The organism is Streptomyces sp. NPDC059917 (genome assembly GCF_042730635.1).
Classification (GTDB): domain Bacteria; phylum Actinomycetota; class Actinomycetes; order Streptomycetales; family Streptomycetaceae; genus Streptomyces.
Genome location: NZ_JBHWLC010000149.1, coordinates 1 through 9,355, shown reverse-complemented (window position 1 = coordinate 9,355; position 9,355 = coordinate 1). Strand labels below are relative to the sequence as shown.

Sequence of the window (9,355 nt, the reverse complement as noted above, 5' to 3'; positions counted from 1 at the left end):
GGCCGCCCCGGCCGGGCCCGCGGGCCGCGCCCCGGGCCCGCGCGGTCGTGCGCGGGCGGACGGGGGCGCGGGTTCGGGCGGGCGGCCGAGCGGGTGGGAGGGGACGCGGGAGTGGCCGGTACGCGTACGGCCGGAACGTTTTTTCAGGGCGTCCCGTTGGATGGGGTCGACCTCTTGCTTGGACGTCGCCGGGCGGGCGGGGCGCCCCGGACCACCCACGTGGCACACCAGCGCGTGACGCACCGTCGCCAGGCGACGGCCGTGCGGCCGCTCACCGCGGCGCTCCGGACGGGTCGGGCACCACGCAGGTGCCCACCGGCTCGTCGGTGAAGACCTCCAGCAGCAGCGAGTGCGGCACCCGCCCGTCCAGGACGTGGGCCATCGGGACACCGCCCCGGACGGCCTGCAGGCAGCCCTCCATCTTCGGGGCCATCCCGCCGTCCAACGTCGGCATCAGGGAGGTCAGTTCGCCGACGGTCAGCCGGTCCACCACGGTCGTCCCGCGCGGCCAGTCCGGCACCAGACCGGCCACGTCGGTCAGCACCACCAGCTTCTCCGCGCCCAGGGCCGCCGCCAGCGCCGCGGCCGCCAGGTCCGCGTTGACGTTGTACACCTGGCCGTCCGTGCCGCGCGCCACCGGCGACACCACCGGGATCCGGCCGCGGTCCAGCAGTGCGTTCACCGTGTCCGGGTCCACCGACACGACCTCGCCCACGAGGCCGATGTCCACCGGGTGGCCGTCGACGACGGCCGGGCGCCGCACGGCGGTCAGGGTCCGCGCGTCCTCGCCGGTCATCCCGACCGCGAACGGCCCGTGCTCGTTGATCAACCCCACCAGATCGCGCTGCACCTGACCCGCCAGCACCATCCGTACGACCTCCATCACCTCCGGGGTGGTCACCCGCAGCCCCGCCGCGAAGGACACCTCCAGGTCCAGGCGGTGCAGCAGCGCGCTGATCTGCGGGCCGCCGCCGTGCACCACGACCGGCCGCAGGCCCGCGTAGCGCAGGGACACCACGTCGGCGGCGAAGGCGCGTTTGAGGTCCTCGTCGACCATCGCGTTGCCGCCGAACTTCACCACGACCGTGCGGTCCCGGTACCGCTCCAGCCACGGCAGCGCCTCGATCACGGTGCGCGCCCGGGCCCGGCGGGAGGTGGGCGCGGCGGGCGGGGCGGGACGGCTGGTCATCGGCGTTCCATTTCCTGGATGAGGGATCGGGTGGTGCGGACCGCGCCGCACCGGGTGGCGGCCCAGCGCAGGGCGAACCGGTGCTGTCGCGGGCCGGCGTCGGCCACGGCGTCCGCCGCGACGAAGGTCTCGAAGCCGTGCTCCCGGGCGTCGGCGGCGGTGCGCGCCACCCCTCCGGCGGCGAACAGGCCGCACAGCAGCAGCTGGTCGCGCCCCGCGCGGGCGAGGACGCGGCCGAGGTGGCTGCGGAGGAAGGCGTTCTCCCGGACGTACGCGACCACGTGGTCCCCGCGCTCGGGGACCGGCGCTCCGGCGTACGGGCCGGGCCCGTGGTGTTCGGCGCCGTTGCCGGGGTCGGGACCCGCGGGGGCCCGGCCGAACACGACGGGGATCCCGTGGGCCCGGGCGGCCGCGTGCAGGGCCCGGGTGTTCGCGCGCAGGGCGGTGCCCGGCGCGGTGTCCGCCGGGAAGGCCCGCAGGAACCGCGGCTGCATGCCGAGGACCAGCAGGGCGGCCCGCCCGGGATCGACGGTCGAGGCCGCGTTCGAAGGCGGCAGGTCGGCTTCGGTGGGCATCGGGTAGGGCGTGATGTCGAGCAGCTCCATGACCGGAGTCCCCCTCGGACGGAGCGGCCGGTCGCCGCTCAATTTCTTAGGTAAGGCTAACCTAACTCACGCGTCCCCCGGTCGGGGAGAGGAGCGGATCGTCCAGTGCCACGAGCCGGTACCGGCCCCCGCCCGCCGGATCGACTTCCGCCGCCCGATCCGGCGGCCCGGCCCGACCGGCGCGCGCCTGCCGTACGGTCCGGGCGCGCCGCTGCTGCGCCGCGACCAGGAGCGACTCCACGCCCGGAGCCGTGCGCCGCAGCCGGTTGAAGCGCCGGATCGACGAACCGGCCAGCCGGGCGGCCGCCGGCCACGACGCCCCGCGCCCCACGGCGTCGAGCACCACCCGCAGGGCCGCGGGGGTCGCCTCGCCACCCGCGCCGTGCACGGCGGCCAACGTCCGGGCCGCCCCCCACGCCGCCGCGAAGGCGGGGTCCTGCTCGGCCCACGCCCGCAGCATCCGCTCCGGAACCCCCGCGGCCACCGCCACCGCCGGCCCCGGTAGCCCCTGCGCGGCGGCCCGCAGGGCCTCCGCCATCCGGGCCACGGTGTCGTCCCGCTGGCTCGGCCGCAGACCCAGCGCCTCGCGCAGCTCGCGCTCGACGTCGTCCCGGTCGGCCAGCCGCTCCACGACCCGCGCCGCCCGCTCGGCCCGCCCGGCGGGCCCTGCCGTCCCGGCCGGCGCACTGCGCTCGGCCACGTGCTCGTACACGGATGTCCCCGTTTCGGTCAGATGTACCTGACATCGAAGAATCCGCCGTCGACGGCGCCCCTGTCCGCCGTCGGAGCCGCCGATCGGCGACCCCGATCGGGCGGTTGTAGGAATCTGACCCCTCGGTTGTCCAGCACGCCCCACTTCGACCCGGTCGGGCCGGTCCCGTGCGCCCGCACGCGCGGCCGCCGCGCGGGCCGGGGCGGGCGCCCGTGTCCGCCGGCCGGGGCCGCCGGGAGGCGGCGGCCGACATGTCCGGCTTTCATGGTGTGCAATCGACCACCGCCTCGACCGCCGCCTCGACCATCGATCACCGCCTCGACCCTCGATCCCCGGAGGACCCGTGTCCCGCAGACGCCGTTGGACGGCCGGTGCCTGCACCGCAGCGATCACCGTCGGCCTGCTCGTCACCGGTGGCGCCCTCGCCCCGGCGCGGCACGACGCCTCCGCGCGCGCAGGCGGGGACGAGATCGCGGTGGGCGCCTACCTCCACTACGGAACGCCCGGCGTCGACCGGATGCGGGGGCTCTCGCGCTGGCTCGGGGGGACCGAGCTGCGCGCCGGGCACACCTACCTGCCGGGCGACACCTGGGCCAACATCGAGGGGGCGCCCGACTCCCTGGAGAGCTGGGCGCGCTGGCGCCGTGAGCGGCCCGACCGGCTGTTCGTCCTGAACGTGCCCATGCTCCAGAACAACGAGGGCGGGGTCCCCGACCGCCGGGTCGCCGAGCTGCTCCGCTCCGGCGCGCGCGGCGCCAACGACCAGCACTTCCGCCGGCTCGCCCAGCGCCTGGTCGGGCTCGGGCTGCCGGACACCGTGATCGTGCTCGGCTGGGAGATGAACGGCTTCAACTACACGCACCGGTGCCGCCCCGAACCGGAGAGCTGGAAGGGGTACTGGCGGCGCATCGTGGCCGCCATGCGCTCCGTGGAGGGCGAGCGGTTCCAGTTCGACTTCGCCCCCAACCGGGGCATCGACGCCATCGCCTGGACCAGGTGCTACCCGGGTGACGACGTGGTCGACATCATCGGCATGGACTCGTACGACCAGCCCCCCGGCAACACCTTCGAGGAACAGGTCACCCAGCCCTACGGACTCCAACACCAGGTCGACTTCGCCCGGCAGCACGGCAAACCGATCTCGTACCCCGAGTGGGGGCTGTTCCGCCGCGGCGACAACCCGGCGTACATGCGGAACATGCTGGGCTGGATCGCCGACCACGAGCCGGTCTACCAGAGCATCACCGACTACTGCCCGCACGGCGTGTGGCAGTGCACCAAGAACCCGCGCTCCGCCCGCGTGTTCCAGGAGTTCCTCTCGACCCACCGGGTCCGCTGACGCCCCGGCGCCGCCGGGGCCGTGCGCAAGTTCCGCACGCCGCAGCGCAGTTCGCGATGTGCGGAGCGCCCGGGGGCCCGCACGCTATCCTGGGCCGCGTCCGCCGATCCCACCGCAGCACCCGCCGCGAGGGCACGCCAACGGGGAACGCGATGCCATGCGGTGCCGAAGGGGCGCCGGGTGACCGGGGAGGGAGAAGCCGGGTGGAGAGCCTTCATTTCAGCAGCGGGAACCTGGAAGCCACGCAGGAGTTCCTGTCCTCGGCCTACACCCCCATGCGGATCGGCGGCCGCCCCGCGGACACCCGGGCGCGGATCTCCCGCACGGCGGCGGGCGGACTGAGCGTGGACCGCCTGGCCTTCGGCTACACGATGGCCTACGACGCGGGTTGCCTGGGCAAGGTGTGCCTGGTGACGATGCACTCCGGGACGATCGCGGACACCACCGACGGTCGCCACGAGGTGTTCGGGCCGGGCGAGACCTTCCTCCTGGCCCCCCACGACCGGCCGTACGCGGGCCGCGTCCACGAAGCCCGGTACACGATCACGATGTTCGACCCCGGGCTGTTGGCCCGGGTCTCCTCCCTGCCCGGGGGCGACGAGGTGCGGATCACCGGCGCCCGACCGGTCGACGCGGCCGCGAACCGCAGGCTGGGCGCGGCCGTCGCCTACCTGCGCGACCACGTCCTGGACGAGGTGTCCGCCTCCCCCGACGGCGACCGGCTGCTCGTCTCCACCGCTGCCCAGCACCTGGCGGCGACGGTCCTGGCGACACTGCCGCACACCGCCCACGGCGCGCAGGAGGGACCGCGGGACACCCGCGACGCCGGGGGCGACACCCTGCGCCGCGCCGTCGAGTTCATCGAGGCCCACGCCCACCGCGAGATCACCCTCGCGGACATCGCCGCGTCGATCCCCGTCAGCCCGCGCGCGGTCCAGTACGCCTTCCGCGCGCACGCCGGTACGACGCCGCTCGGCCACCTGCGCCGCGTCCGACTGGCCCGCGCGCACGCCGAACTGCTCGCCGCGGACCCCGGGGACGGCACGACCGTCTCCACCGTCGCCGCCCGGTGGGGCTTCGCCCACCAGGGCCGGTTCGCCGCCGCCCACCGACGGGCGTACGGCGTGGCGCCGTCCGTGGCCCTCGGCACCCGGCGGGCCTGAGCGGGCGCGTCAGGGCGACGGCGCGGACGGCTGCGCGCCGTCGGGCGGCAGCTCACCGGGCTCGGCGACCTCGAAGAGGGTGTCGGCGCCCGTGATGCTCAACAGGCGCGCCACCTGCGGGCCCGGACGGCTCAGGGCCAGCGTCCGCCCGCTGGCGACGCACATCAGCCGGGCCTGGAGCAGCGCGTTGAGGCCGGTGGAGTCGCAGAAGGTGAGCCGGCCGAGGTCGATGACCACGCGTGCGGGCGCCCCGACGCCGCTGCAGACCTGCGGCAGGACCGCGCGCAGGGCGTCGACGTGGTCGAGGTCCATGTCACCGGCGAGCGTGACGACGCTGACGTCGTGATGGGTGACGACGGTGACGCTCTGCGGAGCCGGGACGTCCATCGGGGTCACGCGACTCCTCGTGTCGGATGCGGGCGCCGACCACGGGCGGCCGTGGTCACGATCGGGCCGGCTTCGCTCGCTGCCCGGGCCGACGCTACGGCGGAGCGGGCGGATCCGTCAGCACGGCAAACGAAGGAACGGCGGGACCTGCGGCGGACCCCGTTCGTTTGGTGGACGGTCGACCGGAGGGGTTTCCGATCGGCCGCAGCGGGCAGCCGGGCGGCAATGGGGCGTGCGTCCCGGGTGAGGGAGTTGCAGTTCGTGAACACACACGTGTGGGCGTACCAACAGAGCTCGGGCTACCGGCCGGGCATGGACCTGACCGGCTACGAGGTGGCGGCGCCCGAGGGGCCCGTCGGCGAGGTCGACGGGCACTCCGAGGCGATCGGATCCGCCTACCTGCTGGTCCGCACCGGACCGTGGACCCGCGCGAAGGACGCGCTCCTCCCGGTCCGCGCGATCACGGGGGTCGACGAGGAGGCCCGACGGATCCTCGTCGACCTCTTCCGGGCCGAGATCGAAGAGGCCCCCGACTTCGACCGGGACAAACACTTCGGGAGCGCGGACTTCCGCTCCGAACTCAGCACGTACTACGGCTTCGCCGCGTCCCGCACCGGTCGCCCGGCCTGATCCCCCGTCCGCCCCCCGGCCGCCCCGGTCCGGCAGTTCCTGCCGCGCCGCTGCGAAGTCGGGCCGGATGGGGGAGGCTTGGGGCATGGGACGAGACCTCGCGAAGCCCGTGCACCGCGTGTCGGCGGCCTTGGTGACCGCCGCGCTGGCCTCGGGGGTGTGGGCCGCCTGGCTGGGATGGGACCAGCACCGCGACGTGCACCCCGACGGCACGACGACCGGACCGTACGCGGCCTGGCAGGTCGTCGGGCTCGTGGTGACCCTGCTGCTACCGGCGTACGCGATCGTCGCCCGCTACGGCGGCGCGGTCTACGTGCTCGGCACCACGGCCGGTCTGGGCGTCGCCGCGGGGTACGACTGGTCGGACGATTCCAGCGGTCTGTTCGTGATCGGCGTCGGGCTCGTCGTGGCGGGGAGCCTGGCCGCGACCGCCCTCGTGAGCGCCGTGGTCACCCCCATGACCCACCGCGGGACCCGGCGTCGGACGTGACCCCTCAGGTAGGGCGGGAGGGCCGGGCGGCGGTGTCCCGGCGGGTCGCCGCCGCGTCCGTGACGTCCAGGAACACCTGGTCCAGCTCCGGCCAGCGGCCGCTCACCTCGCGCCGGATCCGCACCATGGCGTCCTCCACGGTCTCGCTGTCGTAGCCCGGTGTCAGATCGACGCGCGCGGCCACCATGACCGAGCCGGGCGCCAGGCGCATCGTCAGCAGCGCGGGGACCGTGTCGATCTCCGGCTGCCGAGCCAGGAACGCGCGGACCTCCCGCTGGACCGCGGGAGCGGCGGCCTCGCCGATCAGCTGGACGCGGGCCGCCCGACCGAGCACGTAGGCGACGTAGCCGAGCAGGACGCCGATCAGGACGGAGGCGGCCGCCTCGTAGGCGATCTCACCGGTCACCATGTGCAGGGCGATGCCCGCGATGGCCAGGAGCACGCCCGCGCAGGCGGTGCCGTCCTCGGCCAGCACGGTCCGCAGGGCCGGATCGCGGCCCGCGCGGATCTCCGCCACCATGCCGCGCCCACCCGCCCGCGCCGCGCGCCGCACCTGGAACACGGCCCGGCCGAGCGAGGCCCCCTCGGCGACCAGGGCGAGGGCGAGCACGGCCAGCCCGATGACGTACCCCTCGCGCGGGGCGGAACCGCCCGAACGGAAGGCCTCGACGCCCTGGAAGACCGAGAAGCAGCCGCCGGTGACGAAGATCCCGACGGCTGCGAGCAGCGACCAGAAGAACCGTTCCATGCCGTAGCCGAAGGGGTGGCGCGCGTCCGCGGGGCGGCGACTGCGCTTGAGGGAGGCCAGGAGGAACACCTCGTTGAGGCTGTCCGCGATCGAATGGGCCGCCTCCGACAGCAGCGCCGGTGAGCCGGTCACGACTCCACCGGCGGCCTTGGCGACGCAGATGACGAGGTTGGCGGCGAGCGCGACCCACACGGTCTTACGGGTCTGCGCGTCCCGGCCGCCGCGGTCGAGCGCCGCCGGCTCCGTCATCCCCGTACGATCGCGCGCACGTTCTCGATGCTGCCGCAGTCCGCCGCGAGCTGCCGTTCGCGCTCGCGCAGGAACGCCTTGCCGAGTTCGGCCCGCCGCTCGGCGGGGACGTTCTCCCTGGCACCGTTGAGGATCGTGCGTTCCTCCTCGTCCAGGTGGTGCGAGACCGCCTTGGACAGGTCCTCCAGGCGCGCGTCCCAGACGTCGGAACCCTCGTCCTGCGAGACCTCCAGCAGCGCGAGGAGCGCCTCGTTGCCCTCGGCGTGCTCTTCGGCGCCGTGCTCCACCTCTTCGTCGTCGACGTTCTTGAACCGCTTCAGGGCGCCGTACACCTCGGCCTCCTCGGCCTCGCCGTGCGCGACGAGGAGGGCGGAGAAGGTGGCCAGGGCGCCCGCCCGATCCGCCTCGACGCTGCGCATCCGCCGGAAGAGGTCCTCCATCCTCCGGTGGTCCTTGAGGATCATGGCGACGACGTCCTGGTTCTCCTGCTCGTGCGCGGTCATGCCCGGGTACCTCCTGCTGTCGGGAATCGGCTTCGTCCGGCGCCTGCTCGATGCGCGCCGGTCCAAACCCCGTGGCGGGGGACCGGATCGCTTTCGGTTTGTTCCGGGGCGACGGGGGCAGCCGCGTCTGAGACGGAAGAGAGCCCCCGGAACGGAGGCCAGAGATGTCGACCAATTCACTGATAGCCGTCATCGTCGTGGCAGCGGTCGTCGTGATCGCGCTCACGGCACTGTTGTGGACCTTGACGAGACGACGCCACCTGCGGGAGAGGTTCGGGCCGGAGTACGAGCGCACCGTCGCGGAACGGGGCGACAAGCGGTCCGCCGAGCGCGATCTGCGCGCCCGTGAGGAACGGCACGACCGATTGGACATCAAGGAGCTGTCGGCCGGGCGCCGACACCAGTACGCGGACGAATGGAGCGGTGTGCAGCAGGAGTTCGTGGACCGGCCCGAAGGTTCCGTGGAGCGGGCGGACGAACTCGTGACCCGATTGATGGGCGAACGCGGGTACCCCACCGAGGGGTTCGACGACCAACTGCGGGACCTGTCGGTGGAGCACGGCCGCACGCTGGAGGAGTACCGGGCGGCCCATGCCGTCAAGGTGCGCAGCGGTGCGGGAAAGGCGACGACCGAGGAACTGCGCGGGGCGATGGTGCACTACCGCGCGCTGTTCGAGGAGCTGTTGTCCGACCAGAGGAGCCGGTGACGATGACGATGGACCATGAGGAACGACGGCCGGGGCGGACCTCCGGGCCCGTCCCGACGACGCAGGACCTCGCGCACGCGGCGCAGCGGCCCGAAGACCGGGACGCGGCCGTCTTCCCGGGCGAGGCCACGGCCCCTCCGGGCCGGACTTCAACCCCTGCGGGCCGAACCGCGACCCCTCCGGGCGGCGACACTGCCCCTCCGGGTGAGGCCGAGACCTCTGCGGGCCGGACCGCGACCCCTCCGGGTGGCGACACCACTGCCTCTCCGGGTGAGGCCGAGACCTCTCCGGGCAGGGACTCGGGCGGGCGGCGCGAGACCGTCGCCGGCGGCGGGGAACCGCTGCTGGGCGTGACGGACGCGGAGCGCTACCGCACCCGGTGGACGGAGATCCAGGGCCGCTTCGTGGACGAGCCCCGGGAGGCGGTCCGGTCCGCCGACACCCTGGCGGCGGAGGTCATGCAGGCCTTCGCGGGCACGCTGGCCGATCACCGCGGCGGCCTGGAGAAGCAGTGGGACCGCGGCGAGGAGGTGGCCACGGAGGACCTGCGACAGGCGATGAGGGCCTACCGTTCGCTGGTCGACCGGCTGCTCGCCACCTGAGCCGCGGGCCGGGAGCGACACGACACGACGG

At 74.4% G+C, this 9,355-nt stretch carries 12 protein-coding genes; 6 read left to right on the top strand and 6 right to left on the bottom strand.

The genetic code is table 11. The features are described 5' to 3' along the window. Positions 1-271 precede the first annotated feature (271 nt). From argB to ACFWAR_RS38570, 3 genes are all read right to left on the bottom strand, one after another. Positions 272-1,189, bottom strand: a complete 918-nt coding sequence (gene argB, locus ACFWAR_RS38580; protein WP_385788158.1) for an acetylglutamate kinase — start codon at positions 1,187-1,189, stop codon at positions 272-274. Continuing rightward, on the bottom strand, positions 1,186-1,794 hold the full coding sequence (locus ACFWAR_RS38575; protein WP_385788155.1) for an isochorismatase family protein: 609 nt from the start codon (positions 1,792-1,794) through the stop codon (positions 1,186-1,188). Before ACFWAR_RS38575 ends, argB begins: the two co-directional genes overlap by 4 nt. Positions 1,795-1,855: 61 nt before the next feature. Beyond that, positions 1,856-2,506, bottom strand: a complete 651-nt coding sequence (locus ACFWAR_RS38570; protein ID WP_385788152.1) for a hypothetical protein — start codon at positions 2,504-2,506, stop codon at positions 1,856-1,858. Positions 2,507-2,849: 343 nt separating this feature from the next. On the opposite strand from ACFWAR_RS38570, the gene ACFWAR_RS38565 reads away from it, so the two are divergent. After that, positions 2,850-3,845: a glycoside hydrolase family 26 protein gene (locus ACFWAR_RS38565; RefSeq protein ID WP_385788150.1), complete on the top strand. Its 996-nt coding sequence runs from the start codon at positions 2,850-2,852 to the stop codon at positions 3,843-3,845. 203 nt (positions 3,846-4,048) lie between these two features. Next, complete coding sequence (locus ACFWAR_RS38560) at positions 4,049-5,008, top strand: AraC family transcriptional regulator (protein WP_385788147.1); 960 nt, start codon at positions 4,049-4,051, stop codon at positions 5,006-5,008. Positions 5,009-5,017: 9 nt separating this feature from the next. Here ACFWAR_RS38560 and ACFWAR_RS38555 read toward each other — a convergent pair whose 3' ends face one another. Continuing rightward, entirely contained in the window at positions 5,018-5,395 is a 378-nt protein-coding gene (locus tag ACFWAR_RS38555; protein ID WP_385788161.1) for an STAS domain-containing protein, read from the bottom strand. A 261-nt stretch (positions 5,396-5,656) separates the two neighbouring features. Between ACFWAR_RS38555 and ACFWAR_RS38550 the strand changes: the two genes are divergently transcribed. Both ACFWAR_RS38550 and ACFWAR_RS38545 read left to right on the top strand, forming a co-directional pair. Beyond that, the gene (locus ACFWAR_RS38550) at positions 5,657-6,025 is read left to right on the top strand and encodes a PRC-barrel domain containing protein (protein ID WP_385788144.1); all 369 of its coding nucleotides are present in this window, start codon (positions 5,657-5,659) and stop codon (positions 6,023-6,025) included. An 85-nt stretch (positions 6,026-6,110) separates the two neighbouring features. After that, positions 6,111-6,515, top strand: coding sequence for a hypothetical protein (locus ACFWAR_RS38545; RefSeq protein ID WP_385788141.1), 405 nt, complete (start codon positions 6,111-6,113; stop codon positions 6,513-6,515). A gap of 4 nt (positions 6,516-6,519) precedes the next feature. Here ACFWAR_RS38545 and ACFWAR_RS38540 read toward each other — a convergent pair whose 3' ends face one another. Then, on the bottom strand, positions 6,520-7,512 hold the full coding sequence (locus ACFWAR_RS38540; RefSeq protein WP_385788138.1) for a cation diffusion facilitator family transporter: 993 nt from the start codon (positions 7,510-7,512) through the stop codon (positions 6,520-6,522). Continuing rightward, positions 7,509-8,015 carry a hemerythrin domain-containing protein gene (locus tag ACFWAR_RS38535; protein ID WP_385788136.1) on the bottom strand — a complete coding sequence of 169 codons (507 nt, stop codon included), beginning with the start codon at positions 8,013-8,015 and terminating at the stop codon, positions 7,509-7,511. Before ACFWAR_RS38535 ends, ACFWAR_RS38540 begins: the two co-directional genes overlap by 4 nt. A 164-nt stretch (positions 8,016-8,179) precedes the next feature. Here ACFWAR_RS38535 and ACFWAR_RS38530 point away from each other — a divergent pair, with 164 nt between their 5' ends. Together ACFWAR_RS38530 and ACFWAR_RS38525 are read left to right on the top strand one after the other, a co-directional pair. Beyond that, the gene (locus ACFWAR_RS38530) at positions 8,180-8,722 is read left to right on the top strand and encodes a hypothetical protein (protein ID WP_385788133.1); all 543 of its coding nucleotides are present in this window, start codon (positions 8,180-8,182) and stop codon (positions 8,720-8,722) included. Between the two features lie 2 nt (positions 8,723-8,724). Continuing rightward, the gene (locus tag ACFWAR_RS38525; protein WP_385788130.1) at positions 8,725-9,324 is read left to right on the top strand and encodes a hypothetical protein; all 600 of its coding nucleotides are present in this window, start codon (positions 8,725-8,727) and stop codon (positions 9,322-9,324) included. The last annotated feature ends 31 nt before the right edge of the window (positions 9,325-9,355 follow it).

Coding starts and splice junctions, on each gene's coding strand:
- ACFWAR_RS38530 (WP_385788133.1), top strand. CDS start 8,180: ATGTCGACCAATTCACTGATAGCCGTCATCGTCGTGGCAGCGGTCGTC.
- argB (WP_385788158.1), bottom strand. CDS start 1,189: ATGACCAGCCGTCCCGCCCCGCCCGCCGCGCCCACCTCCCGCCGGGCC.
- ACFWAR_RS38545 (WP_385788141.1), top strand. CDS start 6,111: ATGGGACGAGACCTCGCGAAGCCCGTGCACCGCGTGTCGGCGGCCTTG.
- ACFWAR_RS38540 (WP_385788138.1), bottom strand. CDS start 7,512: ATGACGGAGCCGGCGGCGCTCGACCGCGGCGGCCGGGACGCGCAGACC.
- ACFWAR_RS38575 (WP_385788155.1), bottom strand. CDS start 1,794: ATGGAGCTGCTCGACATCACGCCCTACCCGATGCCCACCGAAGCCGAC.
- ACFWAR_RS38525 (WP_385788130.1), top strand. CDS start 8,725: ATGACGATGGACCATGAGGAACGACGGCCGGGGCGGACCTCCGGGCCC.
- ACFWAR_RS38555 (WP_385788161.1), bottom strand. CDS start 5,395: ATGGACGTCCCGGCTCCGCAGAGCGTCACCGTCGTCACCCATCACGAC.
- ACFWAR_RS38535 (WP_385788136.1), bottom strand. CDS start 8,015: ATGACCGCGCACGAGCAGGAGAACCAGGACGTCGTCGCCATGATCCTC.